This is a genomic window from Peribacillus sp. 05N428, assembly GCF_056397085.1.
This window is the reverse complement of record NZ_JBFTMS010000061.1, coordinates 1-19,624: the sequence shown is the minus strand read 5'-3', so window position 1 is coordinate 19,624 and position 19,624 is coordinate 1. Positions and strand designations below refer to the sequence as shown.

At 41.2% G+C, this 19,624-nt stretch carries 19 protein-coding genes and 1 pseudogene; 15 read left to right on the top strand and 5 right to left on the bottom strand.

Going from position 1 to position 19,624, the window contains the following annotated elements; translation table 11 throughout:
- Positions 1-566 precede the first annotated feature (566 nt).
- Positions 567-821 carry a GlsB/YeaQ/YmgE family stress response membrane protein gene (locus AC1DIV_RS27840; RefSeq protein ID WP_170946860.1) on the top strand — a complete coding sequence of 85 codons (255 nt, stop codon included), beginning with the start codon at positions 567-569 and terminating at the stop codon, positions 819-821.
- Positions 822-1,639: 818 nt separating this feature from the next.
- On the opposite strand, the gene AC1DIV_RS27835 is transcribed toward AC1DIV_RS27840, so the two are convergent.
- Positions 1,640-2,551, bottom strand: coding sequence for an RluA family pseudouridine synthase (locus AC1DIV_RS27835; RefSeq protein WP_340874767.1), 912 nt, complete (start codon positions 2,549-2,551; stop codon positions 1,640-1,642).
- A 232-nt stretch (positions 2,552-2,783) separates the two neighbouring features.
- On the opposite strand from AC1DIV_RS27835, the gene AC1DIV_RS27830 reads away from it, so the two are divergent.
- Positions 2,784-3,191, top strand: a complete 408-nt coding sequence (locus tag AC1DIV_RS27830) for a DUF5365 family protein (protein WP_340874768.1) — start codon at positions 2,784-2,786, stop codon at positions 3,189-3,191.
- Between the two features lie 68 nt (positions 3,192-3,259).
- Here AC1DIV_RS27830 and AC1DIV_RS27825 read toward each other — a convergent pair whose 3' ends face one another.
- Together AC1DIV_RS27825 and AC1DIV_RS27820 are read right to left on the bottom strand one after the other, a co-directional pair.
- Positions 3,260-3,730: a thioredoxin family protein gene (locus tag AC1DIV_RS27825; RefSeq protein WP_127777223.1), complete on the bottom strand. Its 471-nt coding sequence runs from the start codon at positions 3,728-3,730 to the stop codon at positions 3,260-3,262.
- Complete coding sequence (locus AC1DIV_RS27820; protein WP_340874774.1) at positions 3,730-4,167, bottom strand: disulfide oxidoreductase; 438 nt, start codon at positions 4,165-4,167, stop codon at positions 3,730-3,732. Before AC1DIV_RS27820 ends, AC1DIV_RS27825 begins: the two co-directional genes overlap by 1 nt.
- Positions 4,168-4,357: 190 nt before the next feature.
- On the opposite strand from AC1DIV_RS27820, the gene AC1DIV_RS27815 reads away from it, so the two are divergent.
- Positions 4,358-5,905 carry a carbon-nitrogen hydrolase family protein gene (locus tag AC1DIV_RS27815; RefSeq protein ID WP_063591975.1) on the top strand — a complete coding sequence of 516 codons (1,548 nt, stop codon included), beginning with the start codon at positions 4,358-4,360 and terminating at the stop codon, positions 5,903-5,905.
- Between the two features lie 152 nt (positions 5,906-6,057).
- Positions 6,058-7,788 (top strand): phospho-sugar mutase, encoded by a 1,731-nt coding sequence (locus tag AC1DIV_RS27810; RefSeq protein WP_477577858.1) that lies wholly within the window; start codon positions 6,058-6,060, stop codon positions 7,786-7,788.
- Positions 7,789-7,889: 101 nt separating this feature from the next.
- Here AC1DIV_RS27810 and AC1DIV_RS27805 read toward each other — a convergent pair.
- Positions 7,890-8,239 (bottom strand): annotated as a pseudogene (locus AC1DIV_RS27805) (transposase); the annotation flags it as partial.
- A gap of 423 nt (positions 8,240-8,662) precedes the next feature.
- Between AC1DIV_RS27805 and AC1DIV_RS27800 the strand changes: the two are divergent.
- Positions 8,663-9,190, top strand: a complete 528-nt coding sequence (locus AC1DIV_RS27800; protein WP_053533937.1) for an NADPH-dependent FMN reductase — start codon at positions 8,663-8,665, stop codon at positions 9,188-9,190.
- 130 nt (positions 9,191-9,320) lie between these two features.
- Here the strand turns inward: AC1DIV_RS27800 and AC1DIV_RS27795 are convergent, their stop codons facing one another.
- Positions 9,321-9,563 (bottom strand): YhdB family protein, encoded by a 243-nt coding sequence (locus AC1DIV_RS27795; protein WP_477577857.1) that lies wholly within the window; start codon positions 9,561-9,563, stop codon positions 9,321-9,323.
- 132 nt (positions 9,564-9,695) lie between these two features.
- Here AC1DIV_RS27795 and AC1DIV_RS27790 point away from each other — a divergent pair, with 132 nt between their 5' ends.
- The 10 genes from AC1DIV_RS27790 to AC1DIV_RS27745 form a co-directional block, all read left to right on the top strand.
- Positions 9,696-10,664 carry a M14 family zinc carboxypeptidase gene (locus AC1DIV_RS27790; protein WP_340874780.1) on the top strand — a complete coding sequence of 323 codons (969 nt, stop codon included), beginning with the start codon at positions 9,696-9,698 and terminating at the stop codon, positions 10,662-10,664.
- Between the two features lie 49 nt (positions 10,665-10,713).
- Entirely contained in the window at positions 10,714-11,034 is a 321-nt protein-coding gene (locus AC1DIV_RS27785; RefSeq protein WP_053533939.1) for a DUF3889 domain-containing protein, read from the top strand.
- A gap of 240 nt (positions 11,035-11,274) precedes the next feature.
- Positions 11,275-12,156, top strand: a complete 882-nt coding sequence (locus AC1DIV_RS27780; protein ID WP_034315057.1) for a radical SAM/SPASM domain-containing protein — start codon at positions 11,275-11,277, stop codon at positions 12,154-12,156.
- A 794-nt stretch (positions 12,157-12,950) separates the two neighbouring features.
- The gene (locus AC1DIV_RS27775) at positions 12,951-13,793 is read left to right on the top strand and encodes a MurR/RpiR family transcriptional regulator (protein WP_340874784.1); all 843 of its coding nucleotides are present in this window, start codon (positions 12,951-12,953) and stop codon (positions 13,791-13,793) included.
- A gap of 68 nt (positions 13,794-13,861) precedes the next feature.
- Positions 13,862-15,010, top strand: a complete 1,149-nt coding sequence (locus tag AC1DIV_RS27770) for a M20 peptidase aminoacylase family protein (protein ID WP_340878447.1) — start codon at positions 13,862-13,864, stop codon at positions 15,008-15,010.
- Positions 15,003-15,797: a GNAT family N-acetyltransferase gene (locus AC1DIV_RS27765; protein ID WP_477577856.1), complete on the top strand. Its 795-nt coding sequence runs from the start codon at positions 15,003-15,005 to the stop codon at positions 15,795-15,797. Before AC1DIV_RS27770 ends, AC1DIV_RS27765 begins: the two co-directional genes overlap by 8 nt.
- A 13-nt stretch (positions 15,798-15,810) precedes the next feature.
- The gene (gene menC, locus AC1DIV_RS27760) at positions 15,811-16,923 is read left to right on the top strand and encodes an o-succinylbenzoate synthase (RefSeq protein WP_268590716.1); all 1,113 of its coding nucleotides are present in this window, start codon (positions 15,811-15,813) and stop codon (positions 16,921-16,923) included.
- A gap of 135 nt (positions 16,924-17,058) precedes the next feature.
- Positions 17,059-17,382, top strand: coding sequence for a hypothetical protein (locus AC1DIV_RS27755; protein ID WP_340874789.1), 324 nt, complete (start codon positions 17,059-17,061; stop codon positions 17,380-17,382).
- On the top strand, positions 17,354-18,142 hold the full coding sequence (locus tag AC1DIV_RS27750; RefSeq protein WP_340874792.1) for a YkvI family membrane protein: 789 nt from the start codon (positions 17,354-17,356) through the stop codon (positions 18,140-18,142). The genes AC1DIV_RS27755 and AC1DIV_RS27750 overlap by 29 nt, the downstream gene beginning before the upstream one ends.
- A gap of 163 nt (positions 18,143-18,305) precedes the next feature.
- Positions 18,306-19,624, top strand: a 1,319-nt coding sequence (locus AC1DIV_RS27745) for a SpoVR family protein (RefSeq protein ID WP_477577855.1), incomplete at its 3' end; no start/stop codon positions are given.

The window sequence follows — 19,624 nt, the reverse complement described above, 5'->3', positions numbered from 1 at the left end:
ACTAAAGCAGAGGGGAGTCCCCTCTGCTTTAGAGCATTATCTAAAAGTACACACTGTAATATAAATTGAAACGCCGTATACGCGAACCGTACGTACGGTGTTGTGAGAGGGGCGAAAATAATACATTTATTTTCCCTCTACTCGATTTTCCTTTATGAACATAATCAAGACGATTGCTGCTTATACTAACTATGTGACAAAGTTAAGCCTATGGTATACCCGTTTAACATGTCTGATAATCCTGTTTTTGTTGCCAAATATTTTTAAAAAAAATTAGGTTTTAGATTAATTAAACGGGGAAAATAATGAGTACAGCAGCAAACAAAAAGAAAAAATTCACTAACAAGAGGATTGTCCAATCAGTTACTCAAGGGCTATAGCTAGCTAACTCTACCCAATAACTAAAACATTCACATTCATTAGATATTGTGCGAATCGGCATCATACCATTTGAATGTAAAGGTTAAAAGTACTGAAAAAAAGCATGACAATATGGAAGTGATTTAATTTCTTGGAGTCTGCTGCAGAAAATGAAAAAATAACTAATTTGAAGGAGGAAATATATTATGGGATTTTTATGGTCATTAATTATCGGAGGTATCATTGGTTGGTTAGCAGGTATGATTGTTGGACGTGACGTACCATTTGGAATTATCGGTAACATTATCGCTGGTTTTGTTGGTGCATGGTTAGGTTCATTAATTCTTGGGAACTGGGGACCTTCAGTAGCAGATTTCGCTATAATTCCAGCATTGATTGGTGCAATCGTATTTGTCTTCATCTTAAGCCTTATCTTAAAAGGCATGAGAAAAGCTTCATAAATACAAAAATAAAGCTGGCCCAAGTGGCCAGCTATTTTTTTATGCCAAAATGAACTGTCTTGACTTTCGTATAATCAGTCCGTAGAGGAGAAAAATCTGACCAACATGCAGAAAATCCGAAAGGCGACAATTTCGGATTAATATTAATGAAGGAATAACAATGTCTGAAATGGAACGGTGTTTCAGACTTTCAAATTCGAAATTAATTGAGTTTGCAAAAAAAGTGTTGATTTCCACTCCAGGCACTCGCTTTCCGCGGGCGGTCCGGGAAGCCTCCTCGGCGCCTTGCGCCTGTGGGGTCTCCCCTGGACACGTTTTCCCGCAGGAGTCTCGTACCTTACGCTCCAATCAACTTTGTTTTACCTTTTAGAAAGAGCCCCATTTGTCTGCAAACTCGATAATAATTGATTTTTCCTACAGTATTTTTGAGTGTTTATAGAATTGAAATGTTGATTACCTCTCCAGGCACTCGCTTTCCGCGGGCGGTCCGGGAAGCCTCCTCGGCGCTTTGCGCCTGTGGGGTCTCCCCTGGACACGTTTTCCCGCAGGAGTCTCGTACCTTACGCTCCAATCAACTTTGTTTTACCTTTTAGAAAGAGTCCCATTTGTCTGCAAACTCGATAATAATTGATTTTTCCTACAGTATTTTTGAGTGTTTATAGAATTGAAATGTTGATTTCCACTCCAGGCACTCGCTTTCCGCGGGCGGTCCGGGAAGCCTTCTCGGCGCTTTGCGCCTGCGGGGTCTCCCCTGGACATGTATTCCCGCAGGAGTCTCGTACCTTACGCTCCAATCAACTTTGTTGTACTCCTTTTGTTTAAATGTTGAGATCGAATATTTCAGGTCTATCAAGGAAAGGAGCTTCAACGATCATTTTTTCTTCTGAAATGGGATTGATGAATTCGATTTTCCTTGCATGCAGGGCTTGACGTGGAAATGTCTTTTTTCCGCCATACAATGTATCTCCGGCCAAAGGATGGTTCAAATGACTGAAATGCACCCTGATCTGGTGGGTTCGGCCGCTTTCCAGGGTGCAGCTGACAAGGGTCAAGTTTTTCTTGGAATCACGGTTGAGCACCCGATAATGGGTGACTGCCGTCTGGCCAGTAGGGGAAACCCTTCGTCTAGTGGCATGGTGGCGGTCACGTCCAATTTTTTCTTTGATTTCGCCTTCATCCTTTTTAATGTTTCCTTCGACTAAAGCTAGGTAAGTCCGCTTGATTTCCCTTTCTTCCAACATTCTATCCAGCATGGACCCAATGAGGCGGTTTTTGGCAAAAAGGACGGCACCGGTGGTATCTTTATCAAGCCTATGAATATGCTTGATCATACAGGTCTGGCTGGTTTTTTGAAGATGGTGCGCGACTCCATTGAGGAGGGAGTGTGCATCACACGGTTGAGAAGGGTGGGTTTCCATTCCAGCCGGCTTATTGGCTATCAACAGCACATCATCTTCATATAAGATGGTAATTCCTAAGTCTGCAGCTTGAACTGTTTCATTTTCAGCGTGATCCAATAAGGGGATGCTGATCGTATCTCCTTCATTAAGGATAGTTGACCAGGTGACGTAATTCCCGTTCATTGTCACTTCTTTACTCATCCTCCATTCATGCACTAATTTTTTCGGGGCCTTCCAACGCTCCCTGAAAAGCTTTTCCAATGTTAATCCATTCCAACTTTGGAGAACATCAATTATTAAATGTTGGTTAGTTATTTTGAAATTTTCCAATTTAACTCCTACTTTCGACTCGTTTGGTTGTGCTTGAATGAAAAAAATCTATAATAATTATGGATAAGGTATAAAAAAGTAACCTTGGACCTATTGCTAAGATTTTCAGTGGTGGAAATTACCACATATTTTTTACAATTTTTATGTTATTCTATGGGGAAAGAAATCCCTTGTCCTAGAATATACATATAATAGATAGGTCTAACGGATCTGAAAAAAGGTGGTTTTTTTAGTGAAGACGGTCTTTTCTTCAACGGAAGAACAAGAGCAAGAAATAGCGAGTCTCGTGTCTCGTTTCTACGAATCTGTATTTCCAAAATACTTTACGGAAAGTGAAATCCTTCATTTTCGTGAGATTGGCGTTTTAGAGCCCAATCGAAGTTCTGTTACTTACTTTGCAACATTAAGAGACGCATTTCAAGTAATGACATGTCTTCAAGTCCTTATGTCGATATTAGACAAACAAAAGAGGGTGATGGAACCTAAATCTGAAGAAATGTTCCAACATAACATCACTCTATTGAATGAATGCGGAATATTCTTCCCCTTTTATTATGACCATTTTTCAAGTATAAACCATGAAGCGAATAATGATATGCAGATGATGGACATCCAGGTGGCGAATCAATATTTAGTATAAGGTAAAAAAAATGAGCCGGCTATAACGGGAGAAGCATTTCCGTTAGGGCCGGCTCATTTTTTCGATCCTTAATTAATATCGTGGTCCTTGAACCATTTCTCGAACGTTTTCTCATCATTATAGCCAACGATCCGTTCTTGTTCTTTACCATTTTTATAGTGAACGATTGTCGGTGTACTTTTGATGCCATAATCGCTCCATCCTTGTTCAAACTCCAAAAGATTGAATTGTACTAGATCGATCCCTAACTTTTCTGCCAAAGGAGCCACGATTGGGGTGGTTTTTTGACAATGCGGGCACTCAGGACTATAGAAATAAACGGTCGCATCTTCATTATCCTGGAGGTCCTGCTCCAATTCTTCCGGCAGGATCAGGTTTTGATAATTGGGGTCATCCAGCTGATCGACAGTAGCGGGTTTAAGCTTATCCTTCCCGTATGGATTCCCTTTTGATTTTTCTTCTTTTTTCAAGTTTGTAAAAACGCCCAGTAGGACAAATAGTGCGACGATTATCACTAAAAATATAGCCATTTTTTTCATTAAGCTGCAACCTCCTTGGATCTTGTCCATATGATGTAACTGCATATGAAAATAATGATGAATGCAGTCAAGGCTAGGAACGGGATGGTGATGAAACCAAATACGTTTATATATTGTCCTGTACATGGAACCCTTCCGCATGCAAGGGTGTGGTCAGAAAAGAATGGAACCTTTTGTATCAAGTAATGGTACGTGGAAATGAATGCACCGATAGCGGATAATATCATGGTATAAAAGCTGATCCAATACTCTTTTCGAATGATTGCAATTCCTAATATGATCGTAAAAGGATACATGATGATCCGCTGATACCAACAGAGCGCACAAGGTTCGTATTGCTTTATTTCAGAAAAATATAAGCTTCCAAACATCGCAATGATGGAAGCAGCCCAGGCCGCAAATAATAAGTTTTCCACATTGCGTTTTGTATTGTTCATGGTTCCTCTTCCCCATCTCTTTTTACTCTCATGAAAAGTATAGTATGTAAGGACCGCGTCTGTAAAATATATATTCTTTTAATGGACATTCAGAATGTTTATATTTGAAATCAATGGGTAGGTTCAGTTGTTTTAATTTTTGAATAAGGGGTATAATTCTTATGGAAGAGATTAAAGGAGTCTGAGGAAAATGCCTAATTTGGACCTGCATAAATATGAAAAAATAATGGAAATACGTAATATGAGGCTAGGAGACATAGATGAAATAATTGCTTTGCAGTCGAGTTGCTTTCCGGGAATGGTTCCCTGGAAGCGAGATCAGCTTGAGAGCCATCTGGCAATTTTTCCAGAAGGGCAGTTTGTGGCTGAATATGATGGAAAAGTAATTGGCTCATGTTCCAGCCTCATTATTAATTTTGACGAATATGATGACCGCCATACATGGGATGATGTAACCGATAATGGGTACATCACGAATCATAATCCGGACGGTTATAATTTATATGGAATCGAGGTCATGGTCCATCCTGAGTTCCGCAGGATGAAAATTGGTCAAAGACTATATGATTCACGGAAAGAACTTGTTGCCCAATTGAATTTAAAAAGCATCATTATCGGGGGCAGAATCCCCAATTACCATAAACATGCGGAGGAACTGTTACCAAGGGAGTATGTGAAGGAAGTTCAATTGCACAAAATATATGATCCGGTTCTTTCGTTCCAGCTTTTAAATGGGTTTACGCTTATGAGGATCAATCCGAATTATTTGCCGGACGATTTGCAATCCAATAAGTATGCTACGCTCATGGAGTGGAATAACGTTGATTATCAGCCGAAAACAAAACGTTATTATAAAACATCGGAACCGGTACGGATTTGCGTCGTACAATACATGCTGCGTAAAATCGATTCATTCGATGACTTCGCTAACCAAGTCGAGTATTTCACCGACGTTGCTTCGGATGCCAATGCGGATTTCGCCGTGTTCCCGGAATTGTTCACAACCCAGCTGATGTCTTTCTTGAATGAAAGATCACCAAGCTTGGCTGTCAGGAAACTGTCGGATTTCACGGAGCAGTACATTGAATTGTTTACCACTTTAGCTGTAAGGTATAACGTCAATATCATCGGCGGTTCCCATTTCGTTAAAGAAGATGATGATAATATCTATAATATCGCTTATTTATTCCGTCGCGATGGGACGATTGAGAAGCAATATAAAATTCATATTACACCGAATGAAAGAAAATGGTGGGGTATTAACGCAGGTGACCGCGTTCGTGTCTTTGATACGGATTGTGGAAAAATCGCCATACAAATTTGTTATGATATTGAGTTCCCGGAACTCGCCCGGATTGCGACCGACATGGGAGCCAAAATCATATTCACCCCATTTTGTACAGAAGACAGGCAAGGCTACCTGCGAGTCCGTTATTGTGCCCAGGCCCGTGCCGTGGAAAACCAAATTTATACCGTCATTTCCGGAACGGTCGGAAATCTCCCGCAAACGGAAAATATGGATATCCAATATGCCCAATCGGGAATCTTCTCTCCTTCGGATTTCGAATTTGCACGTGACGGCATAGTCGGGGAAACCAGCCCGAACCTTGAGATGGTCCTGATTGGCGATGTCGATTTGGAGATCTTAAGGCGGGAGCGTCAGTCCGGTACTGTTAAGCAATTGAAAGATCGCCGCCATGATATTTACCATCTTCATTACAAAGATGGCGGAAAATAGGAAGAAAACAGCTCGTGATGTGAAGAACACTGGATTAGGTTCTTTTCATTACGAGCCTTTACTTCATTTATTGGAATAAATATGATAATTTTGTATATGTAAGGCAGATACATAATAATTACAAATAAGGCGTTTGGGAGGAGATGTTGGAGATGGATTGGAAATCTTTATACACTACTTGGGCAGGGTACCAGAATTTAAATGGGGAATTACGTGTCCTCCTTGAGGAAATGCAGCGGGATGAAGCACAACTCGAAGATGCCTTTTATAAAAATTTAGAGTTTGGAACAGGCGGAATGCGTGGGGAAATCGGAGCGGGAACGAACCGGATGAATCTTTATACTGTAAGGAAGGCAACGGTTGGGTTGGCTCAATATATCTCTTCGTTTGGGGATGAAGCAAAAGGAAGAGGGGCTGTGATCGCTTATGATTCGAGACATAAGTCCCCGGAATTTGCACTCGAAGCAGCTAAGACCTTGGCTACATTTGGGGTGAAGGCTTATTTATTCGATGAATTGCGTCCAACTCCAGAATTGTCATTTGCGGTTCGCGAGCTGAATGCTTTTGCTGGAATCGTCATCACGGCGAGCCACAATCCGCCTGAATATAATGGTTACAAGGTTTATGGGTCAGATGGGGCACAATTGCCACCGGAAGCAGCGGATCAGGTGATCAGCTATGTGAATGCCATTGAAAGTGAGCTTGAAATTCAGGTTGAAGAAGCTGAAGTCCTTAAAGGGCAGGGCCTCATCGAAATGGTTGGTGATGAATTGGACGCTGCCTATAATCGTGAGCTGCTGACGGTTCCCGAGAACCCGCAGCTTGCCGAGGAAATAGATGTGTCAATCGTCTTTACGCCGCTTCATGGAACGGCAAATAAATCAGTCAGGCGGGCACTGCAAAGCTTAGGGTATCAAAATTTGCATATCGTTAAGGAGCAGGAATTGCCGGATCCGGATTTTTCGACAGTTCAGTCTCCGAATCCAGAGGAACCAGCTGCATTTGAAATGGCCATCGAGCTTGGAAACAAGGTCGAGGCGGACTTATTGATAGCAACGGACCCAGATGCCGATCGGCTTGGAATTGCCGTTAAAAACGAGATGGGTCAATATGTTGTCCTGACTGGAAATCAAACAGGTGCACTTTTCCTGGACTATTTACTGTCCCAGAAAAAAGAGAAAGGAAATATTCCCCAAAATGGAGTCGTTTTAAAAAMCATCGTCACTTCGGAAATCGGGCGGACGATTTCCGAGTCATATGGCTTGAAGACGGTTGATGTACTTACCGGGTTTAAGTTCATCGCCGAGAAAATAAATCAGTATCATGAAAGCGGGGAAAGTAGCTTCTTGTTCGGATATGAAGAAAGCTACGGTTATCTGATTAAAGACTTTGCACGTGATAAGGATGCCATTCAAGCTGCGGTGCTTGCTGTCGAGGTCTGTGCCCATTATAAAAAGCAGGGATTGACACTATATGAAGGGTTGCTGAATGTGTTTGAAAAGTACGGGTTTTACTTGGAAGGATTGCGTTCATTGACTTTAAAGGGCATTGAGGGAGCAAAACAGATTCAAGGAATATTGAATCAATTCCGTCAAAATCCTCCTTCCCGAATAGCTGGCATTCCGGTAGTCATTGAAGAAGATTACCAAAGCAGCAAGAAGCGTACATTACTTTCAAATGATGAAGAATTGATCGAGCTTCCGAAATCCAATGTACTGAAGTATTTCCTTGAGGATGGTACATGGGTTTGCCTGCGTCCTTCAGGCACCGAACCGAAAATTAAATTCTATTTCGGTGTCCAAGGTAAATCAATGCAAGAAGCTGAGTCCAAGTTATCGGGAGTCATGGAAGATTTCATGAGCAAGATTGAAGCATTGGTTTAAATGTATGAAAGCTAAACGAAAGACTTCTCGGTCTTTCGTTTCAGTTTGTAGACAAAAGGGGTTCGGAATTTAAAATTCCGGACCCCTTTTAAAATTCCCTTTTTAAAGCGTCGTTCATAATTTTTCTCGAACGTTGAGAAATGAGGTGCTTTATTATGGAAACCCATAGCCTAAGAACCAACGGTAAGCCATATTTGTTTCAACTTCTTCAATCGTTTTACGCAAGGAACGAATACTGAAGGTATATTGAAGAACGTCAGAGTTTAACTAAAATACCTGGATCAATACTTGGGCGTCGTACCTCTGAATACATATCTATCACCAAGTCATAAATAAAAGTGAAGTCAATGGAAGCCTCCATTTTATGAACCAAATGATTCGCCGGCACCAGTTGATCTAAAGTAATTATTTCAAGTTGATCTCGCTGATTAGAATGATGTTTCGAAAGCATCCTCATCACCTCAAGTATTAATAGTTCTATTTTAAACAAAAAAGACTGTAGGCAAAAGGAGTCCTATCTGAAATTTTAAACATAGTTGATTGGAGCGGGTGTGCGAGACTCCTGCGGGAATAGCGAGTCCAAGGGAGACCCCACAGGCGCAAGTGGGCCGAGGGCGGACCGCCCGCGGAAAGCGAGTGCCCTACGTTCCAATCAACGTCAAAATTTGTACAAGCAAAAAAAAACGTAGACAAACTCGATTTTCATCGAGTTTGTCTACAGTCTGAACGAAAGACTTCTCGGTCTTTCGGTTTTTTATTATGGTGATTTTTAGTTGCATGAAAAATCAAAATTCTAGGAAATTCCGTTTCGGTTTTGGTATACTGTATTGGCGACTGATCTCGGAAAACAACGGGAATAATGGAGGTTTAATTCATGAAATTAGTAATCATTAATGGTTCACCACGTAAACAAGGGCGTACGGGGATTGCCTCACGCTACATATCCAAGAAATACGGAGCGGAACTTATTGATTTAAGCAATAGCGAAATCCCTTTATATTCAGGTGAAGGTGAGCAATATCAATTGGAAGTGATTCAAGGTCTCCGGAAAAGCATCGAGGAAGCTGATGGCGTAATTCTGACCACTCCGGAATATCATGGTTCCATGAGCGGAGCCTTGAAAAATGCCTTGGATTTTTTAAGCAGTGAACAATTCACACATAAACCTGTCGCTCTATTGGCTGTCTCCGGCGGAGGAAAAGGCGGGATCAATGCCTTGAATTCAATGAGGACAGTGGGTCGAAGCCTTTATGCAAATGTGATCGCAAAACAATTGGTTCTGGATCCGCATTGCTTCGATTACGAAAATGATGGTTTATTTGAAGAGTCTGCGGTACTTGTTGAAGGTATGATCGAAGAGCTTAAAATGTATGCAACTGCATATGCTACAATGAAAAAATGATGAAATGAGGGTCAGGTATTCAATACCTGACCCTTCCTTGTTTTTATAGGGTTTCACCAGCCAAAGTTATATCCCCGATAATTAATCCTCTTGTATAAATTTTCCCGATTTGCAAAAACTATAGTTGATTTTAGCTTGGAAGTTCACTTAAATAATCACTTGTTTTTTCTGCCGCATGATCCAGATAACGAAGCAGTGCATACAGCTGGGATTGAACGATTTGATAATCATGCTCAAACCTGTAAGCGTGCAAAAAATGTTCTATTTTTTTCGAAAGAAAGTGATCTCTCGTTCGAACCATCAATACTAACAAGCTGTCCCAATCAGAACGGTGTGTGTGAAACAATGCCTGATCATAATCCGCAATCCTCATGTTCTTCTCCCCCTTAATAAGGAGCTATTTGTATTTTGTTCAGATCTGACAGAACATTTCCTTACAATAAGTGGCGATGTATTTGGACCGCGGTTGTTGCTTTTTACCTGAATAAAAATAAAAGGTGAGTACATGAGAAAAATAATGGTAATTGGAATATTGGTGCTTCTTTTTTTCCCTGAACCATCGCTGGCGGCAGAAGTGTATTCCCCTGAACAGCTGGAAATGGATTTGCAAGGAATCCAAAAGCAGTATGGATTGGAAGTTCAAATAATCGGACAAACTGAAAAGGGGAAAAATATAAAGGCAATCAGGTTAGGAAAAGGAAAAAAATCGATTTTGCTGGTGGGGTCACATCATGGACGGGAATGGCTCAGTTCCATACTTTTAATGCGCATGCTTGAAGAATATGCAGCCGCCTATCGAGCCGGCAAACCTATTGGAGAATTTCCGTCGGAATCATTGGATGAAGTGAGCATCTGGTTCATCCCGATGCTTAATCCAGATGGCGTGAGCATCCAGCAAGGGGATTTATCCAATTTAAATGTTCTTGAAAAGGCTGCAGTATGGAAAATGAACCGATATAGCAGGAATTGGTCCCGATGGAAAGCCAACGCTAAAGGCATTGATTTGAATAGGCAATATCCGGCTGGATGGAAAGAAGTCATGAGTCATGAAACAAAACCGACGTATCAATTTTATAAAGGCGGACAACCACTGGAAGCAGCTGAAGTAAAAGCGCTTACGAATTTCACGAAGGAGATCGATCCCCTTATTGCTATTTCCTATCATACCTCAGGAAGGGAAATCTTTTGGCATTACAAAAATAAACGGAAAAATATGGCGAGAGATTATGGGATTGCCAAAAAGACTGCCGAAATGACTGGGTATGAACTGACCTTTCCGGAGAAAGAAGCGGTAGGAAGCGGATTTACTGATTGGTTCATAACTGAATTCAGCCGCCCGGGAATGACGATTGAACTTAGTTATTTAGTGGATGAAACCAATCCGCCGTTGACTGTGTTTCCTGAGGAATGGAAGAGGAATCGATTAGTTGGAATCATGCTTGTAAAAGAAGCGAAGCAGCTGCATAACAACTGAACATTTTTACATAATAATACTAAGCGGAAAGTATGAGGAGGAAAAGATTTTGAAAAAAGTCATCGTGATGCTAATGGGGATTTTTTTAATCATACAAGCAGGATCCATTTCAGCACAGGCCCAAAAACCCGATTACGAAAAATACGGAAAGATTGCGATTACGGTAGTGCAGGCAGATTATCCTGAAGTTGAGATTACCGACTACGAATATAAGGGCAGAAAAACTGTAGCGAAAAATCTTGTCGAAGACGATTTCAGATTTTTGGTCGAGGATAAAGGTCAGGAGTTCAATGTCATCGTTACCGTACAACATGATTTGAAAAATGAAAAATTACTTAGTTTGAAGGTCACGGAGCAAAAAGGAAAGTGAGATCAGGACAAACCGAAATTCCAGGTAGGCACCTTACCGAACATCTTCACCTCGAGAAGATGTTTTTTTCTGATTTCTTTTAAAAGTTGTCCGGAAAAGGGGGATATCGGATTCGTTGTTAAAGGAAATTAATTCCAATACGGTCAGCTGCCATGAAGTTTTCATTGCATTTATGAACAGCTAACCAGTATAGTTAATATCAGATTGAAACAATAAGCTTGATTGTAGGGGTAGTAGAAAATGAGAAAGTTTAAGAAAGTTTATGTGGAAATTACGAATATATGTAATTTGAAGTGTAATTTTTGCCCAAGTTCCAGCTTGCAAAGGACCTTGAAATTCATGGATCCCGAAGGGTTTACGGATGTTATCAAGAAAATCAAACCACACACCGATCATATTTATTTTCATCTGATGGGTGAACCGTTTTTAAATAAAAATTTGGGTACATTCCTGGATATCAGTGCTGAAAATGACCTGAAGGTTAATATTACAACGAACGGTACTTTGATTCAAAAGGTCAAAGACAAGCTGCTCTCCAAAAAAGCCCTCCGGCAGGTGAATATTTCACTTCATAGCTTTGAGGCAAACGATACGACCAATAGTCTTGACTCTTATGTCAGTAATATTGCCGATTTCATAAATGAAGCAAATGAAAAAAGTGAAGTGATTTGTGCCATTCGTTTATGGAATATGGATACGGCTGAATTAAAAGCGAGTAATGGCCTGAACGATGATATTCTGAGCATGCTGGAGGAGAAGCTTTCATTGGACATTCGCTTAAGTGAAGCTCTTCAGCAAAAGAATAATATTAAGTTAAGGGACCGGGTTTATATAAACATGGCCGAAAAATTCGAGTGGCCGGAATTGGACCGTGACATTATCGATGAAAATATTTTCTGCTATGCTCTTAGAGATCAGTTAGGTATCTTGGTGGATGGTACAGTCGTACCTTGTTGTTTGGATAGTGAAGGGAAAATACCGCTTGGAAATATATTCGAAACATCACTTGAAGACATTTTAAATGGTGAACGGGCTAAAAATATGTATGATGGTTTCTCAAGAAGATGTGCAGTTGAAGAATTATGTAAACGGTGTGGCTACGCAAAGCGTCATAAAAAATAAATGAAGGAAAATTACGGAGTTCATTTCGTGGTTTCAGACTGTAGACAAACTCGATGAAAAATCAGTTTGCCTGCAGTTTTTTTATTGGAAAATTTCAGGTGATTGCAGAAATCCGCTCCCTTTCCGCCGATTGTCTGCCAAGCCGCATCAAAGCAAGTGTCTGTGGGGTCTCGGCTAGCCGGTAAATTCGGCAGGAGCGTCGCAAATTTCTTCAATCCAACGAGATTAGGCAGTAAAAAACATGAAAGATAATCAAGTTTATTTTTATCTTGGTTCAGGGCGAGACAATCCGAAACTCCTTTTGTCGAAAAATTGATGGAACCCCCAGACTGTAGACGAATTGGAGAAGAGCCAGTTTCCCTACAATATTTCTTTTAAAAAAAGTTACAGTTGATTGGAACGGAAGGTACGAGACTCCTGCGGGAAAAGCGTGTCGAGGGAGACCCCACAGTCGCAAGGAGCGCCGAGGGCGGACCGCCCGCGGAAAGCCGAGTGCCTGGAGTGGAAATCATTACACATACCCTCTTTCAGAAATCCGCTCCCTTTTAGCCGACTGAAAAACCATCCTCGTACTCCGAACCCCATCTTATTTCGCCAAACTGAAACCATGGAGTCCATCTCTGTTTTTTTTTTGCTTGAAGGACATTGCCACCATCTTATTATTAAAAATTCAGAATATTATTGTTTTATTAAAAGGACCGTGATAAAATACTCACTATTATTAATGAAGTTAATACTTCATATTGTCATATAAAAAGTATTAGATTCATATCTTGCTTCAGAGGGGATGTTTTATGGATTTACAGCAAAAAGTTAAAGAAGTATTCCCTGGTTTATCTACTGGTCAAAAAAAGGTAGCAAAATACTTGTTGGTGCATTCACATACATTTGCAGTCACTTCAGCTCAAAAGCTCGGAAAAGACATTGGGGTGAGTGAAACGACCATCATCCGCTTTTGCTATTCATTGGGGTTAAGCGGATATGCAGAGCTTCAAAACCTTATTCGAAATCAGTTGATATACGAGAGCAGCAGTTTGAATGAATATCATTCTTCAAAACTTGAAGCCGCGAGTCAGCCAAACTTCATGGCTCAAGTGATGGGGCAGGATATCATCAGCATCGAAAAGACCATGAAAAATTTATCAAATGAAGATTTCGCCAAAACAGTCGATAAATTGGCGGCAGCTGACAATGTTTTGATATCCGGACACCGTTTATCATTTTCGGCAGCACATTGGTTAACCTTTACACTTAGGCTTGTTAGGGAAGAGGTTCATTTATATCGGCCTGATACTGATGATATATTTTTACTGTTGAATAAAATGACTGAAAATTCCGTTTTTGTAGCCATTTCATTTCATCGCTATGTTAAAGAGACTGTGAAAATAACGGAAATGGCCAAAAAAGCGGGTGCATTTGTAATTGGGGTTACGGATTCCGAACTGGCTCCGATTGCGGAATATACTGACATTTTATTGCCCATTTCAACACCAAGGACTTCCACTATCGATACGGCACCAGTGTTATTCTCATTATTGAATAGTTTAGTAGCTGGTGTATCGATTAAGGATGAACAAGGATTCAAAGAAAGAAAAGCTATATATGATGCGTTCAATCAAGACGATTATTTCTTTTGAGATAAAACATCCATCAGTTTGTGAACATGCCGATTAAACCGGTATATAAGGGGGAGACAGAAATGGATATCACACAAACTATCGAAAAATTAAGGCCGTGTATACTCGGTATTTTTGACCATTTACACGCAAATCCAGAAACGAGTTGGAATGAGGTGAATACGACAGCTTTCATTTCAAATATTTTAACGGGGAATCAGTGTACGGTAAAAACATTCGAGGACTGTACAGGTGTGGTTGGCGAAATCGGGGATGGGGATTTCACGGTCGGATTACGATCGGATATCGATGCGCTTTGGCAGGAGGTGCAAGGGACGTTTCAAGCCAATCATTCCTGTGGACATGATGGTCATATGACCTTGGCACTTGGAGTATTTCTTGTATTGAAGGAAATGGGCTTTCGTCCAAGAGGCAAGCTGAAATTCATTTTCCAACCTGCTGAAGAAAAAGGCACGGGCGCCTTGAAGATGATTGAAGAAAAAGTATTGGATAATGTCGATTTCCTTTATGGAGTGCACCTAAGACCGGTTGAGGAAGTGAAAGATGGGCAAGCGGCGCCAGCCATTGTGCATGGAGCCGCTCAGTTCATTAAAGGAGAAATAGCGGGAACTGATGCGCATGGAGCCAGACCGCATCAAGGGCAGAATGCCATCGAGATAGGAGCGGCATTCATCACTTTGTTAAATGGAATCCATCTCAATCCGTCCATCCCTTATTCCGTAAAAATGACGCAGTTTTTTGCTGGCGGCGAAAGTTCCAATATCATCCCGGGGAGAGCCACTTTTTCATTGGATTTACGGGCACAGGATAATGCAGTGATGAAAGAGCTCACCAAAAAGGTGGAAAAGGTTGCAGAATCTTTGGCCATTGTCCATGGAGTCGAAGTGAAACTCGAACCGGGAACCTGTGTTGCTGCAGCAACCGTGAACGATCAAGCACAGGAAATAATGTCTGAAGCGATAGCCGATACACTTGGGGAAGAAAATTTGGTAGCGCCTGTCATTACAACAGGAGGAGAGGATTTTCATTTTTATACGTTGAAAAGACCTGAACTCAAAGCGACGATGCTTGGATTGGGCTGTGATTTGGCACCAGGGCTCCATCATCCGAACATGACATTCAACAAAGAAGCTTTGTTATCTGGAATTGAAATCTTAGCCAAAGCCATCATACTCACTTTCGAGAAGTATGGAGGGGAGGGCCCCTTACATGACTGATGAATTCATCATTAAATCCCTATCCGCACTAGAGGATTTACAAGAAGTGCAGCGGCTGGAAGCCCTTGTATGGGGCATGGATTGCGTTCCCATCCATCAGACGATTACGGCTGTCAAAAACGGCGGGCTTGTATTAGGCTGCTATATCAATGGCCAGTTAGTCAGGTTTCAATACAGTTTCCCGGGATTCAAGGACGGAAGGGGATATCTTTGTTCACATATGTTAGCCATCCATCCGGCCCATCAAAAGAAGGGCTACGGCAGATTACTTAAACTTGCACAAAAAGAAGAAGCACTCAAAAAGGGCTACGACTTGATCACATGGACATATGATCCATTGGAAAGTGTGAATGCAAACTTGAATATCGGTAAGCTAAAAGCTGTATGTTCTACATATATGGAAGATTGTTATGGGAATATGAAGGATACCCTCAATGAAGGACTTTCCACTGATCGATTCATGGTGGAATGGAATATACGGCAGGAAGCAAAGGAAGAGACTCCGCTTCCTGATAAAGCCATACACATCGTAACGACAGGAATGAATGACCAAGGCTTTCCTTACATCCAGGATTATCATTTAGAAACCAATGCCGAGGTGATCGCCATCCCCATTCCGACGGATATTCAACAAATCAAAAAATCTGATCTTCGCCTTGCGATTGATTGGCGGTTAAAAACCGGTGAATTATTCAAAGCTCTTTTTGCCAAAGGATATGTTGCAGCCGGGATCGAACGGGAACAAGGTGAAAACATTCAAAACTATTTATTAAAAAAACAAGAATAAGAGGGGAATCGGGATGAAAATAACGGAAGTGCGTTTACGTCATTTAAATATGGATTTGGTAGCTCCCTTTACAACAAGCTTTGGAACGTTTGTGGATAAGGAGTTCATTCTTGTGGAAGTGAAGAATGGAGAGGGACTTTCAGGCTGGGCTGAATCTGTGGCATTTTCAGCACCTTGGTATAACGAAGAAACGATAAAAACCAATTGGACCATGCTGGAGGATTTCCTGATTCCGCTTGTATTGGATAAAGAAATAGAGCATCCTCGTGATGTATCGGATATGTTCTCGCATATTCGTAAAAATAATATGGCAAAATCGGCAATCGAGGGAGCCATTTGGGATTTATACGCAAAAGAAAAGAATATCCCTTTAAGTATGGCTTTAGGCGGGGAACTGGAAAAGATCGATGTTGGGATCAGTATCGGCATCCAAAAAACGGTACCTGAATTACTGGCAAAGATAGAAGCTGGATTGAAGGATGGGTATAAAAGAATCAAAATGAAAATTCAACCAGGTTGGGATGTTGACGTAATCAGGGAAGTGCGCAATCGATATCCCGATATCCCGATCATGGCAGATGCAAACTCCGCTTACCGGCTGAAAGACATTGAATTACTCAAACAACTTGATCAATTTGATTTAATGATGATCGAGCAGCCTTTGTCATCGGATGATATTGTCGATCATGCCACATTACAAGCGGAAATCAAAACACCGATTTGCTTGGATGAAAGTATACATTCCGTCGAAGATGCGAGAAAAGCTCTTGAATTGGGAAGCTGTAAAATCATTAATATTAAGATTGGCAGGGTTGGCGGTTTAACGGAAGCTATGAAAATACATGAATTATGTAAAGAAAGGAATGTACCGGTTTGGTGCGGAGGCATGCTGGAATCTGGTGTGGGGCGTGCCCATAATATCGCATTGACAACACTTGATAACTTCACGATGCCTGGTGATACGGCAGCATCCGCGAATTATTGGCATAAAGACATCATCCAACCAGAGGTTACAGTGAATGATGGGGTCATAACCGTTCCAAAAGCGGCAGGCATTGGCTATGAAGTAGATTACACTGCGGTCGATGAATTCACTTCCTATAGTAAAAGATATACAAATAAATAAGAGTTGAATTAAAGGACCTCCCGGCTTCATGGGCAATTGCCCGTTAACTTGAAGCTGGGAGGATAATGATGAAAGGAAAGATATTCTCATAACTTAAATTGTCAGAATAATCATATAATTAAGGTGGTATTTGATATGAAAAACAGTATAAATCTTGCAGGAGCATATATTGGAATCATCATTGGAGCAGGTTTCGCTTCAGGACAAGAAGTGTTACAGTTCTTCACTAGTTTTGGAATCTACAGTGTATTGGGAATTGTGGTGGCGACAGTTTTATTCGCGTTTTTGGGCATGCAAGTTACCCAGTTGGGGAGCACTCTCCAGACACGTTCCCATAAAAGCATCATCGATCATATTTGCGGCCGCTATATAGGCAGGGTGGTCGATCGATATTATCATCACATTTTTCTTGTTTGGCGTTACAGTCATCATGATTGCCGGCTCCGGAACGATTTTTGAGGAACAATTCGGGATTCCAAGCATGGTCGGTGCAATCGTCATGACGGTGCTCACGATCGGTACGCTTTTACTTAATGTTAATAAAATAATGTCCATCATTAGTGCCGTCACACCGTTTTTATTCGTTATCATGATCATTATTTCAGGTTATTCATTTTTCACATCCAATCTAAGTTTCAATCAAATCATTTCATCTTCAAGTAAAGGAACGGCTGCTACCGGAAATTGGTTGATGGGTTCATTACTTTATGTTTCATATAATATGACTGCAGGAATTGCCATGCTGGCCGTAATGGGCGGGACCTTCAAGAATAAGAAACAGGCTGGAATGGGAGGAATTCTGGGAGGTATCGGATTGGGGATCCTGTTATTTTTGATCAATTTGGGGATGATGTCCGACTTAAAGGGCATAGAAAGCTCTGGTATGCCTACCCTTCATTTAGCGAATCAGATTTCTCCATGGTTGGGATATATCCTATCAATCATCCTTTTAGGAATGATTTATAATACAGCTGTCGGGATGCTGTATGCATTCACCGCCAGGCTGGTGCCTGCGGAAACGAAACGATTTAAATTATCCGTGATTATAGTCGGAATTCTCGCCTTCCTTGCAAGTTTCGTTGGCTTTATTAAATTGGTTGGGACGGTATACCCAATCACAGGATACTTAGGTTTTGTCATCATTGCAGCGCTCATCATTTCCTGGATCCGTTCAAAAATGAAAAAAGAGGCTGTGAATCCGGAATTAGTAAAATTTTAATATCAAAGGGATTGAGTGCAGAACTGCATGAAACATTTGGCCTGACATCTTCTTCATGGAGGTGTTTTTTTTCTGTTATCGAGGACCTTTACTCATGATCACGGCATTTTTCCTCCTTTTTTTCATACATTAGTTTAAAGGCGGAAGACAAGGGGGATATCGGATGAATGAAGCGGAGCAAAAGGCTCTGGAATATGCCATTAGTGAAATTACAGAAATAGCAACGGGGTTCGGGTTGGATTTTTACCCGATGCGCTATGAAATTTGCCCTTCAGAAATCATTTATACATTTGGTGCCTATGGGATGCCGACCCGTTTTTCTCATTGGAGCTTTGGAAAGCAATTTCATAAAATGAAGCTGCAGTACGACTTTGGATTAAGTAAAATCTATGAACTGGTCATTAACTCTGATCCTTGTTACGCTTTTCTGCTGGACTCCAATTCACTTGTACAAAATAAATTGATTGTTGCCCACGTTTTGGCGCATTGTGACTTCTTTAAGAATAATATACGCTTCAATAATACCAAGAGGGATATGGTAGAAAGTATGTCGGCAACGGCAGAAAGAATCCGTGAATATGAAATCCTGCATGGCAAAAAGGAAGTGGAAACCTTCCTCGATGCACTTTTAGCCATTGAAGAACATATCGATCCGTCGCTGATGAGACCGAAGCTTGCCTGGACGATGGAAGATGAAGAAGAAGAAGAGGAAATAAAACCGACAGCCACACAATACGATGATTTATGGAATCTTGATAATAAGGATAAACCGCAGAAATCCAACATTAAAAAAAGAAAAAAATTCCCGCCAAGGCCAGAAAAGGATATTATGCTTTTCATAGAACAGTACAGCAGGGATTTAACCGATTGGCAGCGGGATATCATGACGATGATCAGGGAAGAGATGCTGTATTTCTGGCCGCAGCTGGAAACGAAAATCATGAACGAAGGCTGGGCATCCTACTGGCATCAGCGGATTATCCGTGAATTGGATCTATCCTCAGGGGAAGCGATTGAATTCGCTAAACTGAACGCAGGTGTCGTGCAGCCTTCTCGGACCAGCATCAATCCTTATTATCTTGGATTGAAAGTGCTTGAAGATATTGAAGAACGCTATGATAATCCGACCGAAGAAATGATCAGGCTCGGCGTCAAGCCAGGTTCTGGCCGGGAAAAGATGTTCGAAGTCAGGGAAATCGAATCGGATATTTCCTTTCTCCGCAATTATTTGACAAAGGATCTGGTCATGCGGGAGGATATGTACCTTTTCCAAAAGCAGGGCAAGGATTATAAAATCGTCGATAAGGCATGGGAACATGTTCGTGATCAACTCGTGAGCATGAGGGTTAACGGAGGTTTCCCTTATATCACAGTTAACGATGGGGACTTCATGCGTAATGGGGAACTTTATCTAAAACATTGGTATGAAGATATTGAGCTGGATCTGAAATATCTCGAAAAAGTCATGCCATATATCCATCA

What these genes read in the sequence shown, in the direction of transcription:
- AC1DIV_RS27800 (WP_053533937.1), top strand. Translation starts at nt 8,663, where the DNA reads ATGAAATTAGTAATCATTAATGGTTCACCACGTAAACAAGGGCGTACG.
- AC1DIV_RS27795 (WP_477577857.1), bottom strand. Translation starts at nt 9,563, where the DNA reads ATGAGGATTGCGGATTATGATCAGGCATTGTTTCACACACACCGTTCT.
- AC1DIV_RS27775 (WP_340874784.1), top strand. Translation starts at nt 12,951, where the DNA reads ATGGATTTACAGCAAAAAGTTAAAGAAGTATTCCCTGGTTTATCTACT.
- AC1DIV_RS27750 (WP_340874792.1), top strand. Translation starts at nt 17,354, where the DNA reads ATGATTGCCGGCTCCGGAACGATTTTTGAGGAACAATTCGGGATTCCA.
- AC1DIV_RS27825 (WP_127777223.1), bottom strand. Translation starts at nt 3,730, where the DNA reads ATGAAAAAAATGGCTATATTTTTAGTGATAATCGTCGCACTATTTGTC.
- AC1DIV_RS27815 (WP_063591975.1), top strand. Translation starts at nt 4,358, where the DNA reads ATGCCTAATTTGGACCTGCATAAATATGAAAAAATAATGGAAATACGT.
- AC1DIV_RS27755 (WP_340874789.1), top strand. Translation starts at nt 17,059, where the DNA reads ATGAAAAACAGTATAAATCTTGCAGGAGCATATATTGGAATCATCATT.
- menC (WP_268590716.1), top strand. Translation starts at nt 15,811, where the DNA reads ATGAAAATAACGGAAGTGCGTTTACGTCATTTAAATATGGATTTGGTA.
- AC1DIV_RS27780 (WP_034315057.1), top strand. Translation starts at nt 11,275, where the DNA reads ATGAGAAAGTTTAAGAAAGTTTATGTGGAAATTACGAATATATGTAAT.
- AC1DIV_RS27790 (WP_340874780.1), top strand. Translation starts at nt 9,696, where the DNA reads ATGAGAAAAATAATGGTAATTGGAATATTGGTGCTTCTTTTTTTCCCT.
- AC1DIV_RS27840 (WP_170946860.1), top strand. Translation starts at nt 567, where the DNA reads ATGGGATTTTTATGGTCATTAATTATCGGAGGTATCATTGGTTGGTTA.
- AC1DIV_RS27820 (WP_340874774.1), bottom strand. Translation starts at nt 4,167, where the DNA reads ATGAACAATACAAAACGCAATGTGGAAAACTTATTATTTGCGGCCTGG.
- AC1DIV_RS27765 (WP_477577856.1), top strand. Translation starts at nt 15,003, where the DNA reads ATGACTGATGAATTCATCATTAAATCCCTATCCGCACTAGAGGATTTA.